13 protein-coding genes are annotated in these 14602 nt (G+C 64.6%); 5 read left to right on the plus strand and 8 right to left on the minus strand.

What is annotated here, in order from left to right:
- Nucleotides 1-54 precede the first annotated feature (54 nt).
- Nucleotides 55-978 (plus strand): NAD(P)/FAD-dependent oxidoreductase, encoded by a 924-nt coding sequence (locus KY493_RS00070; RefSeq protein WP_219898232.1) that lies wholly within the window; start codon nucleotides 55-57, stop codon nucleotides 976-978.
- Complete coding sequence (locus KY493_RS00075) at nucleotides 975-1652, plus strand: class I SAM-dependent methyltransferase (protein ID WP_219896993.1); 678 nt, start codon at nucleotides 975-977, stop codon at nucleotides 1650-1652. Before KY493_RS00070 ends, KY493_RS00075 begins: the two co-directional genes overlap by 4 nt.
- A gap of 191 nt (nucleotides 1653-1843) precedes the next feature.
- On the opposite strand, the gene KY493_RS00080 is transcribed toward KY493_RS00075, so the two are convergent.
- Genes KY493_RS00080 through KY493_RS00095 form a run of 4 tightly spaced genes read right to left on the minus strand, consistent with a single transcriptional unit; the run spans nucleotide 1844 to nucleotide 7550 of the window.
- Nucleotides 1844-3094 carry a DUF3526 domain-containing protein gene (locus KY493_RS00080; RefSeq protein WP_219896995.1) on the minus strand — a complete coding sequence of 417 codons (1251 nt, stop codon included), beginning with the start codon at nucleotides 3092-3094 and terminating at the stop codon, nucleotides 1844-1846.
- On the minus strand, nucleotides 3094-4530 hold the full coding sequence (locus tag KY493_RS00085) for a DUF3526 domain-containing protein (protein ID WP_219896996.1): 1437 nt from the start codon (nucleotides 4528-4530) through the stop codon (nucleotides 3094-3096). The genes KY493_RS00080 and KY493_RS00085 overlap by 1 nt, the downstream gene beginning before the upstream one ends.
- Nucleotides 4527-5261: an ABC transporter ATP-binding protein gene (locus tag KY493_RS00090; RefSeq protein WP_219896997.1), complete on the minus strand. Its 735-nt coding sequence runs from the start codon at nucleotides 5259-5261 to the stop codon at nucleotides 4527-4529. The genes KY493_RS00085 and KY493_RS00090 overlap by 4 nt, the downstream gene beginning before the upstream one ends.
- Nucleotides 5262-5288: 27 nt before the next feature.
- Nucleotides 5289-7550, minus strand: coding sequence for a TonB-dependent receptor domain-containing protein (locus KY493_RS00095; protein ID WP_219896998.1), 2262 nt, complete (start codon nucleotides 7548-7550; stop codon nucleotides 5289-5291).
- A gap of 341 nt (nucleotides 7551-7891) precedes the next feature.
- Between KY493_RS00095 and KY493_RS00100 the strand changes: the two genes are divergently transcribed.
- Nucleotides 7892-8452, plus strand: a complete 561-nt coding sequence (locus KY493_RS00100; RefSeq protein ID WP_219896999.1) for an HWE histidine kinase domain-containing protein — start codon at nucleotides 7892-7894, stop codon at nucleotides 8450-8452.
- Nucleotides 8453-8473: 21 nt separating this feature from the next.
- Nucleotides 8474-8914 carry a sensor histidine kinase gene (locus tag KY493_RS00105; protein ID WP_219897000.1) on the plus strand — a complete coding sequence of 147 codons (441 nt, stop codon included), beginning with the start codon at nucleotides 8474-8476 and terminating at the stop codon, nucleotides 8912-8914.
- 214 nt (nucleotides 8915-9128) lie between these two features.
- Here the strand turns inward: KY493_RS00105 and KY493_RS00110 are convergent, their stop codons facing one another.
- Entirely contained in the window at nucleotides 9129-9509 is a 381-nt protein-coding gene (locus tag KY493_RS00110) for a DUF4287 domain-containing protein (protein ID WP_219897001.1), read from the minus strand.
- A 51-nt stretch (nucleotides 9510-9560) separates the two neighbouring features.
- Nucleotides 9561-10337 (minus strand): alpha/beta fold hydrolase, encoded by a 777-nt coding sequence (locus KY493_RS00115; RefSeq protein WP_219897002.1) that lies wholly within the window; start codon nucleotides 10335-10337, stop codon nucleotides 9561-9563.
- Nucleotides 10338-10575: 238 nt separating this feature from the next.
- Here KY493_RS00115 and KY493_RS00120 point away from each other — a divergent pair, with 238 nt between their 5' ends.
- Complete coding sequence (locus KY493_RS00120; RefSeq protein WP_219897003.1) at nucleotides 10576-11202, plus strand: tyrosine-type recombinase/integrase; 627 nt, start codon at nucleotides 10576-10578, stop codon at nucleotides 11200-11202.
- 177 nt (nucleotides 11203-11379) lie between these two features.
- Here KY493_RS00120 and KY493_RS00125 read toward each other — a convergent pair whose 3' ends face one another.
- Complete coding sequence (locus KY493_RS00125; RefSeq protein ID WP_219897004.1) at nucleotides 11380-13461, minus strand: TonB-dependent siderophore receptor; 2082 nt, start codon at nucleotides 13459-13461, stop codon at nucleotides 11380-11382.
- Between the two features lie 35 nt (nucleotides 13462-13496).
- Nucleotides 13497-14570, minus strand: a complete 1074-nt coding sequence (locus KY493_RS00130) for a hypothetical protein (RefSeq protein WP_219897005.1) — start codon at nucleotides 14568-14570, stop codon at nucleotides 13497-13499.
- Between the last annotated feature and the right edge of the window lie 32 nt (nucleotides 14571-14602).

Genomic DNA, 14602 nt, shown 5'->3' on the forward strand with positions numbered 1-14602 from the left:
GCGTGATCGTCAATGCTCGCCTAGGGTAACTCAACAAGTTGCGAGAGGGTGGGTATGGACAGGTATGACGTCGTAGTTGTGGGCGGGAGCTTCGCTGGGCTGTCGGCTGCGATGCAGTTGGCCCGTGCACGCCGTCGATTGTTGCTCGTGGACGCCGGCAGCCCTCGCAACCGCTTCGCTAAGACATCGCACGGCTTCCTTGGTCAGGACGGCGTTCAGCCGGCGGAGATCATGCGTCAGGGACTCACCCAGCTTTCGAGGTACCCGTCGGTCGACTTCGTCCATGCTCACGCATCGGACGTCTCCGGGGATGACGCCGGCATAGCCTTGAGGTTGTCGGACGGAGCAGAGGTGGGCGCGCGTAAGCTGATCCTCGCCACCGGAGTCGTCGACGAACTGCCGCTCGAGACGATGATGCCCCGCTGGGGTGTCAGCGTTCTGCACTGCCCCTACTGCCATGGCTATGAGGTGCGTGACCGCCGCATGGCCGTGATCGCCAATGCACCGGGTACAGCCCATCAGGCAGTGATCCTGCCGGACTGGGGACCCACAACCTACTTCTCGCAGGGCATGTTTGAGCCGTCCAAAGAGGAGGCGGCTCTGCTGACGACTCGAGGCGTGGAGATCGAACGCACGCCCGTGGTCGAGCTTCTGGGGGAGGGCACAGCCATCCGGGCGCTTCGGCTGGCGGATGGACGCGAGGTGCCCGCCGAAGTGGTGTTCACCGCACCGAAGACCCGCGTGTCCAGCAGCTTGGCGGAGCAACTCGGATGCGCCTTCACCGAGGGACCGACCGGCTCGTACATCCAGGTTGATCAGCTGCAGCAGACCAGCGTGGCCGGCGTCTTTGCAGCCGGAGACGCCGCGAGCGCGATGTACAATGCGACCCTGGCCTCCGCAGCCGGGGTGATGGCGGGCGTCGCCGCTCATCGCGCCCTGGTCATGGAGGAAGCGACAGGCTCGCGAGATCGGCCATGAGCGGCTTCGACGATCCACAAGCCGTCGCGCTGTATGCTGACGGGCCGCCTAGGCTGGTGCCTGGCTTTCACGACCTGCAGCGCATGACGCGCCTGCTGTTGGCTGAGGCAGCGCCGGTCGACGGCCGTATTCTAGTCGTCGGGGCTGGCGGCGGTCTGGAGATGAAGGCCTTTGCCGATGCCCAGCCACAGTGGCGCTATGTTGGAGTGGATCCTTCCGCCGAAATGCTGAAGCTGGCGGAACGTACGCTCGGTCGGTACGCGGACCGAGCGGTTCTACACGAGGGCTATGTCTCTTCCGCGCCAGCAGGTCCGTTTGACGGCGCCTGCTGCCTGCTGACCATGCACTTCGTCCCCGCGGAAAACCGCCTTGCGACCCTCCGGGACATCCAACGCCGGCTGAAACCTGGTGCGCCCCTGGTGATCGCGCACCACAGCATCCCTAACGGCCCGGAACGCATGACCTGGCTCGAACGGTTCGCGGCGTATGCTGCCGATAACGGAGCTCCGATGGACAAGGCGCGGGCGCTGGCGCTAGGCGAGGCCCTCCCGATCCTGTCGCCCGACGTGGAAGTTGATCTGCTTCGATCCGCGGGCTTCAGCGATCCGCAGCTGTTCTACGCGGCGTTCACCTTCCGTGGCTGGGTTGGCTACGCCAAAAACGGTGACCTCTGAAGGTGCTGAGAAATAGCCAAGGCTGCTCATCGTTTGGCGCAGGCTTTCACGGGCCGTCAGATCTGCGGTGGCGGTAAGTGCCTGTAAGCGACGCTGTTGGCCTCAGCGACTCTCAGGAAGCCCAGTCTTATTGCCGTTGAACTAAGCGGACGCGGTAACAGCTCGGGGCGGAAGTGGCGAAAGGGTGGGCGCTAGCCGCCAAAGGCTGGAACCTGGTCGAAGTCAGCCTTGGTGAAAGGACGATCCCTGAACAGGTAGCCGTAGAAGAAGGTCCTGAGCCGTGCGTGGAAGGCGCGAATGCGGTCCTGATAGGTGAGCTGGGCTTGCAAGTCGGTGTCGGCCAGCCGGGTGAGCACGGCCTGAACCCCCACGGACGGCAGCACCCAGCCGAGGCTGCGCGCGGCTGCGTCGCGGCGCTCCAAGCCCGAGCGGTAGGCGGCGACCTGATCGGCCACGCTGGCGTCTCCGTTCTGGTGAAAGGCGAGGTACCATTTGTAGTGGAAGACGTGGGTGACCGGTGCGGAGTCCGACCACTCGGGATGGTCGGCGTAGAAGCGCCGCATCGTCTCCTCGCGCGGAATGTCCCAGGCGCGATTCACCGTCTCGCGCTGGGCCAGCGTGATCTCGGCGCCCTGGTTCACCGGAACGGCGCGATTGATGGCGACATTAGCCAGGGTCGGTAGAACCAGCACGTGCACCAGCCAGACGGCGGCCAGGGTGGCGGCGTTGGCGACCGAGCTCCACCGCAGCCGACCGACCACTAGGGTGACCGCCGTCCAGAACAGCAGATAGGCGGCGATCAGGCCCAGCACTGCAAGACCGCCCAGAACGGTCGCGCCCGACAGCATTGCGCCGAGCACGAAGGGCGCAGCCAGAGCCAGCCACAACAGCGAAAGCCTGAGCGCCACCCGCCGCAGCCATAAACGGCGGCCACCCAGCGGAAGGGCGTCCAGCGTACGCAGCCGGCCCGCCTCACGCTCTGACGAGGTCAGGTCGTGGAACAGGGCGATCACGAAAAGCGGGGCCAGGAAGACCAGCACAAAGGCGAAGTCGAAACGGCCGGGCAGCGCCAGCTCTGGATTATAGACGTCACCGTCGTAGAGCTGCGCCTCCAGGCCCAGCGCCCGGACACGCAGGATGTAGGGCGACACGTCGCGCATGCCGATGGCGGCGAAGGCCAGGGAGGAGGGCGCGTCCCAGGTCGGGAAGAAGCTGTAATAGGCGGCGCTGCCCGCGTCTTCGGACTCGGATACCCAATCGGCGATGGCGCCGATGTCCTGCGCCTGTGCCGCGGGGATGGCTGCAATCGCGGCCTTCTGCCGCGAAATCTCGACCATGCCCGACACCACGGCGGCCAGGGTCAGGGCCGCCAGTAGAGCTAGCGCGATCACCGACAGGCGCGAACGCGTCAGCAGTCGGACTTCGTGGCTCCACAGGGACATCAGCGGCCTCCCAGGCGGCGCGTGGCGGCGGCGAGCAGCAGGCTGGCCAGCGCAAGCCACGCCAGAACAATTAGAAGGCCGGGCGTGGCGGCGGCGGCCAGCTCGGACCCGCTGGGGCCCCGGTAGGCGAAGTCCGGCACCGTCCGCCATGTGTCCGATCCAATGCGCTTTCGTCCATCCGCCCCGGCGTCGGTCGCGATGTCGTCGGCATAGGTGACGGCCTCCGCCTGCAGCTGATTCAGCCGCTGCACCAGGGCGAAGCGGTAGGCCTCCGCCTGCTCTAGGAACCGGCGGTGGCCATTGAAGTCAGTACCAGCGGCGGCCATCGACAAGTCACGCAAAGCAATGGCGGGGCTGAGGACACCGGCGACTTGGACCAGGGCGTTCTGGCGCGCCTGGGCGCCGTTGCTGGCGTCGGCGTAGCGGTCGAACAGGGCCGAAGTCATCCGCTCGCCCTCCAGCGCCAGAAGGCCCTTGTAGTTGATCGGCAGGTCCTCGACGCGGCTGACGCCATAGCGGTCCAGCACCGATCGCTTGAAGGCGTTGAAGTAGGGGTCGTCCGGATTGTGGCTGTCGCCGGTTTGGCGCAGGTCGCGGGCGATGGCGACGTCGGTCTGGAAGCGGTTCTGCAAAGGCACGGCGGCGTTAGCGATGTCGGGCGCGACGCGGGGAATCAGCACCACCACGACAGCCCAGACTGCGAGCAGCGACAGGAGCGAGTCGCGGCTGCGCCGGGTCCAGGCCGAGACCAGGGTGATGATCACCGCCCACAGCGCCAGATAAGCCGCGTAGCCAAGCGCAATCACGCCCATAGGCAGGGCCGGCGCACCCGGCTGGCCGGCGATCAGAACAAAGCCGATCATGGCGGGCAGACCCACCAAGAGCGCCACCACCCCTAGCGCCAGCAGCTTGCCCAAGACAATCTGCCGCCGGCTGGCGCCCTGAAGCAGTAGCAGTCGCAAGGTGCCGCGCTCGGTTTCGCGAGCCAGAAGCCCATAGCCAAGGAAGATCAGAAGCAGCGGCGCCACGGCCTGAAGCACGAACGCGGGCGTAAGCTGGCCGAAGCGGACAAGCATCGAGCTTTGCCGCACGTCACCGAAGTTCGCCGTATTCTGGCGATGGCCTTCCAGGAACATGCTGTTGCCGGTGAAGGCGTCGACGCCCGGATCGAAGGCCGCCAGCGGCCCGAGCGGCCGATAGATAAAGGCGCCGTAGTGCACCACTCGGTGCGGGTGCCGGTTCGGCTGGGCATCGAACGCCTGTTCAGCCTGGGCCTGATGGCGGGCGCGCAACTCGGCGATGCCGCGCTGATGCGCCCATGAGCTCACAACAGCGGCCAGGGTGAGCAGGATCAGCAGGACGAAGGCGATCACGGCTACACGATCCCGGGCCATCAGCCGCAGTTCGTCCGCAGCGATCAGTCGGATCACGCTCATGCCGCCACTTCCCCAGGATGAGCGGCGAAGCGCTGGTGCAGCGATCGGACGTCGAACCGGTCAGGCCCGGAAGCGTCTTCGGAATGCGTGATCCGGCCGCCCTCCAAAAAGGCGATGCGATCCGCGATGTCGGCGGCGCTCAGCAGATCATGCGTCACCATTAGAATGGCCGCGCCCCGATCGCGAACGGCGCTGGTCAGCCGGTTGAAGTCGGCGGTGGCGCTGGGGTCCAGACCCGACGTCGGCTCATCCAGCAGCAGCACGGGGGTCTGGCGCAGCAGGGCGACGGCGATGGCCACCTTCTGACGCATGCCCTTGGAGAACCCGCCCAGCCGCTGAGTCCAGGCGCGCTCCTGAAGGCCGGCAGCGCTGAAGGCGTCGCGCACTGTGGCGGCGTCGCGCCGTTCGCCCGACAGCGCCAGCAGATACTCGGCGTTCTCCAGCGCGGAGAGATGTTCGTACAGCGCGACGTTCTCCGGAAGATAGGCGAGCTTACGCCGGGCCGCGTCGGGATCAGCGGCCGGATCGACGCCGTCGATCCGAACCAGGCCACCCTGCGGCTTCACGAACCCTAGCAATGTCGAGAGCGTCGTCGACTTGCCCGCACCGTTGCCGCCTAGCAGCGCCGTGATGCTTCCGGCCGGAACATCCAAGCTCAAGCCGTTCAGGACACAGTGCGATCCGTAGGCAAGGCGAAGGTCCTCGATGTGGATGGGGCTGGTGCGGGTCATGTCGTGGGCTCCGTGATCCACCTCAAATCAAAAGGCATGCCGAACACCGAACACGATGTTGCGTCCCCGTAGCGGTGACTGCTCCTTGACGAACGAGGTGTGGCTGAACGCCAGGTCGTTGGTCAGGTTGGACCCGCGAGCGTAGATCTGCACCGATCGTCCGCGCCCCAGGTCCATGCTGTAGGCGATGGTCGCGTTCAGCATGTCGTAGCCGGGCGTGCGCGTTTCGTACGAGGCGAAACGGTCCTGTTCAAAGGTGCGATAGTATTCGACATCCCATGAAACCGGTCCCGACGCCCAGTCGTAGCGCGCGCCCAGACGCCCTGGTGAGATCCGCGGCAGTTCGTCGTTCTCGCTCTTGAGATCGGCGTCCACGTAGTCGCCGAAGATCGTGACCCGGCCTTCAGGCGAGGACTGGTAGCTGACCTGACCGTCGATGCCTGCGAAACGGACGTCCGCAGCAGTGTAGATCAGGAAGTTGTGCGGTACGCCGGTCTCCGTCTCGGTCTCGATCAGACGAGCGAACACGTAGTCGTCCACATCCTGATGGAAGAGGCCGATCTCGAACTCGAGCGGCCCGCCCGCTTTGCGGAACGTCAAGTTGATCGCGCGCGTGGTTTCCAAGACGTCCTCGGCAGCGATGCCTTCCTCGTCGAGGATGGGATTGCCGACAGCCAAGCCCAACTCGTAGCTGTTCGTCGCAAGGTTGTTGCCGCGGGAGTAGAGCTCGCGGACGTTCGGGGCGCGTTCGGAGTGGTTGAGCGACAGTGCTGCCGAGTAGCCTTGGCCGACAGTCCACGTGGCGGCTGCCGATGCGGAGAACGGATCATGTTCCGCCCCTGGGTTCCTCGTTCTGAAGCTATCGACTTCATCCGCTTCGATGATCTGGCGCCAATCTGGCCCGTACCACTCTGCGAAGAGATCCCGTAGCTCCTGGGACATGGTCTCACGGAACGTTGGGACCGTCACCTCGATCTCGCGCCAGTCCTTCCGAACGGCAAGGTCGATCTCGACGGGGCCGAACGCCCTGCGCTCGTGCAGGAAGACGCCTGCATTCCTGGTGACGTAATCAGGCATTCCGTCCAGGCCATAGGCGCCTTCTGGGAAGGGGACGTGCAGGTCGTCGACATTGATCCCGCTGAAGGTGGCGTCGGTGTACTGGACGCCCAGCGTTCCAACAAAGCCCAGGACGGAAGCGTGGGTCAGCTCCAGACGGCCGTCCCACACCCGGTTCTTGTACTCGGTGAACACGAGGTCGCCGTCGACCTCGTCATGGAGATAGTCGGTGTAGGAGAGCCGCAGCTTGGCTTGCGACAAGCCAGGCGCCAGGTCGTTGAGGTCCGCCCTCAAGTCGGTGCGGTCGCTGCGCAGCTTGATATAGGCTGTGTGGCTGTCGGGAGAGCCGAACGGATCATCGAAGCCGCCGTGGGCCTCGCAATGCAGGTCGAGGCCGTGGGTATGACACACCCCGTTGAGGTGGCTGTGGCCGGGCAGTCCATACTCGCTGTCCATGCGAGTATAGGCCGCGCCGACATACCCTTTGTTCGTGATCCAAGATCCGCCGACGCTGTAGCTTGAGCCGCTGGCGAAAGAGTCCCTCAGTTCGTCCGAGCCGTAGGCGCTGTGAACATGATAGTCGTTGCTGTCTCGACGGGAGCCTTCCACATGGAGGGCGAAGGCGCCTATGCCCGCCGTCACGCGGCCTACAATGGTCTTCTCTTCATCGCCGAGACCGTAGCGAGCTTCGGTAGCCCCGGTCAGCCCGCCCTGCGGCAGGCCTTTGGGAACCTTGCTGTCGATCAGATTGACGGCCCCGTAAACGGCATTGCCGCCGTAGATCGTAGCCGCCGGACCCCGCAGGACCTGGATCTCGTCCAGCAGCAGCGGATCGGTCGCGACCGCATGGTCCGGCGACACCGAAGAAGCGTCGAACACCTCGGCTCCGTCCGAAAGGATGGCGATCCGAGGCAGGGTTTGACCGCGGATCACTGGACGCGAAGCTCCTCCGCCGAAGCTGTCCATGTGAACGCCAGGCAGCCCAGCTAACGTTTCACCCAAAGTGCTCTGACGGCGATGCACCAGCTCCTCACCGGCCAGCACTTGCACCGGCAGCGCCACAGGGAGGACCTGCTCGCTCACGCGGCCGGTCACGACCACATCGCTGACGGTGCTCACACGATCCTGTACGACAGGCGAGGTCAGCTCTTCTGCATGGCTGGGGGTGGAACACAGCGCGAGCCCCGCGGCAGCCGCGACTAGGCTGTGCGCGCTGAGGGTTTGGATGGACATCTGCTCTCCCCATGAATGGAGAGGCGATTAGAGTACGTTATACCGTATCGTCAATGATGCCTTCATCCCGGGTCCGCCGAGTTGTCGCTGCAGCGCCAAGGCCGCTTGGGTTCACCAAAAGTGTCTTCTAGTTAGGCCAGGGGGTTCAGCGGACCTGCTCAACGTCACCTTAGGGGGGGTGAGCAGATTCATTGTCCGCCGCTGGGCGTCCAATCCGTCTGAAACCGCACAGACGCCTCAGAAATCCCGTTAACCCTTATGCGCCCCGCGAGTTGAACGGGATCCATCCTGCCGCGTATGTGACGGCGGCTCGAACAGGTAAGCGCACGGAGGCTCAACGAGTGGGCGATATCGATCTGAGCAATGCCGAACTGGCGAGGATTGTTGTTGAGAATGTCCGAAGTCATGGCGTTCTGGCCATGCTCCACGACGGGACGATCACGGCGTGGAGCCTCGGCGCGGCGACTATCGTCGGGAAAGATCGCGAGAGCGTCCTCGGGACCAACTTCTCGCAGCTCTTCGTCGAGGCTGACCCCGCCGCCGGTGTTCCTCAAGCAGAGCTGAAGACTGTCATCGAGCAGGGTCGGGCTGAGGATAGCCGCTGGCATCTGAAGGCCGATGGTAGCCGGTTCTGGGCAAATGGTACAACGGTGTGCGTTTCCGGTCGCAACCTGTTGATCAAGATTTTCAGGGATGAAACGGGCGCGCAGAAAGCCGAAGAACAGCGGCTGCTGCTGCTGAACGATTTAAACCACAGGGTCAAGAACACACTTGCTACTGTGCAGTCTGTTGCGGAACAGACCCTCCGGCTCGCAGGAATCGAGGCTGACGTTCGACGGGATCTGACCCATCGGATTATTGCACTTTCGCGCACCCATGATGTGCTCGTGGACAGCAACTAGGCGGGTGCGGAGCTCCGCCCCTTGCTCGCTGAGGTTTTCGCTCCCTACCCACAGGCGTCCGAACGCGTCGACATGGACGGGCCCCTTGTACCCCTTCATCCGTCCCAGGCGGTTGCAATCTCGATGGCATGTCACGAGCTTGCGACCAACGCTGTGAAATACGGTGCTCTGCAGGGCCAGAACGGCCGTGTGTCGGTAACTTGGAATCTGGCTCACAATGGGAAGGGAGAGCGGTTCCTGACCCTGCTTTGGCGAGAAGCTGGCGGTCCCCCGGTGCACCCGCCGAAGCGAGAAGGCTTTGGCTCCAAGATGATCCGGCGCACATTCCTTAGCGAAAGTGGCGGCCGCGCCGAGGTCAGCTACGCGCCGGATGGCGCTCAATGCGTTCTGGTGCTGCAACTAAAAGACACTGACGAGACGGCCGTCAATGTGGTCGACGCCCGCGAGACAGCCAAGAGCTAACGACCATCCAAGGTAGAAAGCCTTGATCTTGTATTTGCAGTTCGAATGGCCCCGGATTTCCGCTGAGGCTCAATTCGCGCCGTTAGCACCGGGCCCAAACTGCACCTTCGGCTCACGCGCGGAATGTCGCGTTCGGGGCGCTGTCCACATGGCCGCTCCTGGCGCTTCTTTGACGTGAGGCCGTAGTCGGCACCGCCCCCGTCGCCGACTGCTGCTACTTCAGTCCGTCGCTCGCCAAAGTGTGCGCCACCACGGCGTTGGCGTGGCCGTGACCTAAGCCATGCTCATTTTTGAGCAACGTGACTAGCTCCATGTGCCTGGCAGGGTAACCAGCCCGAACAATTTGCTGCCAGTAAGAGATGGGCTGGCCATACTTCTTCTCGATAGAGGGGAAGTACGAGGCCGGTCCCTTCAAGGCGTCGTTCACCCAAAATCTCCCCGATGGTTCGCTTGTCGGTGCAACGGCAAGCCTAGCACGAACGTCCGTTCGCCGCGCCAGCACCGATGTCCGCTGCTGGCGCGAAACGGTCGTGTCGTCCGATGGCAGAGGTGCGACGACATCAATAAGCAGACCGCCGTGGATACGGTCTTTCATCTCTTTGCGCAGAGCCGGAGGCCTGTGACGAATGAGGGTCGACAGGCACTGTCAGCTCGTCGTCTCAAGGATGGCCTGCACGGCTTCCCGGGGTTGGTCCCAATGAGGGAAGTGGCCGCTTCTGTCGAACCAGCGCAGCTCAGCATTCGGGAAAGCGGCTTGGGCGCGCCCGGCCTGGCGCGGGAAGAGAAGCCGATCCTTCCGGCCCCAACCGATCATCACTCTGCCAGGTGTGTGCACAGCCCCTTCCTGCAGAGGGCCGGTAGCTAGTTCATGCACCATCTCGTCGAAAACAGTCGTGGCGGCGAAGGTTCGCATCTCTGTGAGCACGGTGTCCGGCGCGAGCGCCCAAGGTCTAGCGGACAACTGCGCCAGTAGCAGCGTTCGGGTCGCAGCATGGCGAGACAGGAATGGCATCACCGGCTGGAGACCGCGGACCAGCCGGATGGACGCCGCGATTGTGCTCTGGAAGAACTTCGTCTCCCAGCCTCGCCAGAAGCCGCCCGGATCAAGCGCGACACAGTGGCGACCTACGCCGCGTCGGGAGAGTTCCAACACAAGACGGGCGCCCACGGAGCTTCCGACCAGGTCAATCGCGCCCAGATGCTCTGCTTCGATGAACTGGGTTAGAGCGTCCGCATAGGCGGAGATGGTCTGGCGTCCCGGAACCGGCGGCGACCGGCCATGACCGGGCATGTCGATCACGATCAACTCCCGCGAGCGGCTTAGCGGCTCTAAAATCGTATCCCATGACCGCACGCTTCCACCGAGGCCATGAATCAGCAGCAGGGGCGGACCCTGGCCTATTCGCTCTTGGTGAAGCGTCATGGCGATGGCGAAGTCTGTCGAGGGAGGGTCGGCATGACGTTTCCTCGGGTTGAAGCCGCGAGCGGTGTCATCAGTTGCACCTAGAATCACCTCAGTGAGTACGCTCTCACAGCGGGGGCTCGCGCTCGGTCGATGTCTGATGCCGCAGAACCTGCCAAGGTCTGCTCCTGGCGCGCAGCAGCCGAGTTCGAGGCATGATGGGCGGGGCAGGGAGGCGCATCTTCGTTGGAGGTTGGCCATGCGCCAGTCTGACCTGTTCATACAACCTAAGCGGCCTTGGAACGCCGGACGTTTGATCGGCCCGAAAGCGCCGCTCAAGCCCAAGCACATTTGGGCTATTCGGCAACAACTGAAGGTCGCAAGACGCGTTCGCGACCTCGCGATGTTCAACTGCGCTCTCGATTCTAAGCTGCGAGCTTGTGACCTCGTGCGCTTGCGGGTCAGCGACGTGGCTCCAGGCGGCGTGCTCCGCCAGCGATCGATCGTAATCCAGCAGAAGACTGGCAGGCCTGTGCCGTTCGAGATAACCGAGCCCGCGCGTGACGCCATTGCCTCTTGGCTGCAGATCCGCGGCCGCCGAGACGATGACTGGCTGTTCCCAAGCCGCAGCCGGCCTGGTCAGCACATCGGGACAAGGCAGTATGCTCGGCTGGTCGACCGATGGATCTGCATGATCGAGCTCAAGCCGCAGGGTTACGGCACGCATAGCCTCAGGCGGACGAAGGTCTCCCTATTGTACAAGAAGACCGGCAATCTGCGGGCGTGTCAGCTGCTGCTAGGCCACCGGAAGCTGGAGAGCACCGTGCGGTACCTCGGCATCGAGGTGGACGACGCCCTAGAGATGTCGGAGCAGATCGATCTTTGACGTGGGGCCGGGCTCTGAAGCGGACCCGGCCAACGTCGCCTAAGGGTCGAGAGGCGAAGTAGGCACTCCAAGCGAACATCTTGCTCACGCGCTGAATGTCGCGATTGCGGCTTGGTCTGCATGACCGCTCATGGCGCAGTCCGGCTCCTTCCTGGACTGCCATCTCGCCTAAGGGGGTCAGAATCTGCCGCGGACCTCCAAGTTGAAGATCGGTCCGATCGTACGATCACGGATCTCGACATAGGAGATCGGATCGAGGCGACGCCCCGCGTAGGCAGTGCGAGTGAAGTAGCTTTCGCCCGAGAAGATGTTGGCGGCGGAGACCCGCACGGTCAGGCCCATGACGTCCTTATGCTCCACAAAGAGGCTGCCAAAGATCGGGATTTCCCATTGTCGCGACAGTTCGGTCAGACGATAGGTCTGGGCGTTCTTCTGGTGACTCAGGCCGAAACCCCAGGCCAAGTCCGTGCTCGGCACGTCATGGCGAAGGTCGATGCTGAACTGACGCTTCAGGCTTCCGCTAATCTCGCGGTCCTCCAGGGTCAGTGGATCCTCCACCCGTGACCTTTGCAGGATCAATCGGGTGTTCACCCGCACGCCGCGCCAGCCCATGGGGTCCAGATTGGCGGTCGCGCGCCACTCCACGCCGTAGCGCAACGCTTCGTCCAGATTGCCGATCGATTCCCCAGTCGCCCCGATCGGCACGATGTCCACGATGTCCTCGATCATCGCCCCGTAAAGCCGAAGGGTGGAACTCCCCCACCGCCCGGCGTTTCGCACCCACTCGCCTTCCAGTTCCCAGCTCTGCGGCGGCACCAGGTTGGGATTGCCTGAGTAGCTGGTCTCGCTGTTCAGGTCGGCGGAAGCCAGGAAATCGCCGAAGTTCAGCTGTCCGACACGCCGCTGAAGGCGCACGGTGACGCGGTCGTTGGGCGACGCCTGCCACACCGCGTTCGCCTGACCCTTCGGCCGGAAGAAGTCGCGCTCCAGCCCGCTTGCGCCAACCTGCACCAATCTTGAATATTCCGCCCCCGCGCTGACCTGGAACGACAAGGTCGGAGACAGGGGCCGGCCGTAGGTTCCCATGGCCTGGTACCGGCTCTCCTCCACCCGCGCGGCTCCGTTGGCGAAGGCCAGTTCCTCCTCGCTTCCGTCCGGCTGCAGGCTGAACAGACGGGTTGTGCTGTCCAAGCTGTTGAACGCCGCCTCGACAGAGACTTCCGCATCCGCCTCACCGGGCTTCCAGCCGTATTCGGCCCGGACGATCCGTTCACCCTCCTCGCTCGACTGCGTCAGCCGGTCGCCCGTGCGCGGCCGGCCATCGGCCCAGTCGATCATGACCTTGCTCTGGTAGTCGTAGGTTTCATACCGCTCGAGCCCGATCAGCTTCAGCCGACCGACGCCCCAACCGAACGCCCAGTCTGCGCCGATCTCCCGGTCGTAACCGTCCTGTTCGTCTCGAACGGCGCGCTCGCGGTTCGGCAGGTTCGAGGCGACGCGCGCTCCATCTTCTTCGAAGCGGTAGTCCAGGCCGCGGACCGCGGCGTTAAGATTGCCCACCGCGTCGCCCGGGCCGTCGATGACGAAGCGCCCACTGAGCCGAGGCTGATGAACCTTGCCGGTCCAGTAGTCGAGCCGCGTCTCCGTCAGGCTTCCGAACCGGTCGTAGATCAGGGTGTCGCCACCCGCGCCGCTGTGGCTGACTTGGTTCTCCAGCGCCACCGTGTATTCAACCGGCCCCCGTTCGCCGCTCACTGAGACATCGAAACGGGTCAGGATGGGATCGGTGAAGCGCGCGCGGGCTTCCGGGCGCCATGACCATTGACCGCTCAGGGACGCGGCGCGCGTCACGACGTTGGCGACCTGGCCGCTGAGGCCGGGAATGCCCAGGCCCGAGCCGTCCCGGATTTCAATCCGCACCACATTGCCGGCCGGGATGCGTCGCAGCTGGGCCACGACATCGTCCGACTTGTTGGAGATGCGCTGGCCGTTCAGCAGGACGTTTCCCGTCGCTTCGCCCAGCCCCCTCTCAACGGACGCTTGCCGAATGGCGAAGCCGGGAACCTGAACCAGCATGTCGTAGGCCGTGCCCGGAGCGAAGCGGGCGAAATCCGCCGCTACAAGAACGCGCTCGCCGGCCGCAGCGGGCGCATCCTGGGACAGGGCCGGGGTTGCGGTGGCGACGATCAGGGCGATCGCGCCGGCGGCGGCGAGCAGGCGCGTGCGTGCGCGAGCCGCTGGCAGGGGTCCAGCGTACATGGGCTTTCCTCAGGTTTGTGGGTTGCTTTCTTGACTTAGTCGGCGTCGGCCACGGTGCGTCTGGGCGCCCCATGGCGCTCCATGCGCCTCGCATAATCGGGCGTCACGCCGTGGATGCGCAGCGAGACCAGCTGGTCCGCCGAGAGCTCTGCGTATCCTACGCCGGCCATCTCGTGGATGAAGCCGGGCGTGACGTCGTGGATGGCGAAGGCGAGCTGCTGTTCAGCGGTCAGGTCACCATAGCCAGCTTCGGCGAGGGCGCGCACTCCCTCCGCGGTGACGCCGTGGATCTTCAGTGCGACCATCTCTTTCGGCGAGCCGCCGAGGTTCAGGCCGGACATGGCGCGCACATATTCCGGCCCCACCCCATGGATCGACAGCGCCATGAGGTCCTCGGCGGGTAGACCACGGAACGCCGCTCCCAGCGCCTCCATGTCCGCCACATACTCAGGCGTCACGCCGTGGATGCGGAAGGCGACCAAAGCGTCCAGCGCGCCGAGCCGGTAGCCAGAGCGCGCCACGTCGCGCACATAAACGGCGTCCACACCGTGAATGGCCGCCGCAACCACCTGGTCGAGGTCGGGGCGCGCATAACCTTCGCCCTCCAGGGCGTCGAGCAGAACGGGATCAAAGTCGGTCAAGGCGAGATGGAACAGCTGGCCCGTCCCGGGCCGGGCGCCCAGCCGCGCCTCCAGCGTCGCGGCGAAGGCCTCGTCGGGGTCGAAGTTGCAATGCCCCGCCGCCATTCCTGCGGAGGCGACGCCAGAACAGGCCAGGTCGCCGGCGGCGGCGTACAGCGTAAAGGCGACCGGGCCCTCCGTCATGGTCAGAGCCTCGCGGCTGACGCCATGCAGGTCGGACCAGTCCCGCGGGCCGCTCATGGTCCCGCGTCGTTCCTGGGCGTCCCCATCAAACGTCAGACCAAGCTGGGCTGCGCCATCCGCGCGCGCCTCCAGAGAGAACCGGATCAGGCTCAGCTCCGGGCCGCCGATCCGCGGAGCGCGAAAGCCCAGGTGCGGGGTTGGGGATCGGAGCGGTTGCGCGTCCTGCTGCTGGGTCGCGCTGACCCCCACGGCGGACAGAACGGCGATCAAGGCGGTGCGGATCATGGCGTCTTCCTCTTGTTTCCGGGCGCGCGAGG

The organism is Brevundimonas sp. PAMC22021 (assembly GCF_019443405.1).
Lineage (GTDB): Bacteria > Pseudomonadota > Alphaproteobacteria > Caulobacterales > Caulobacteraceae > Brevundimonas.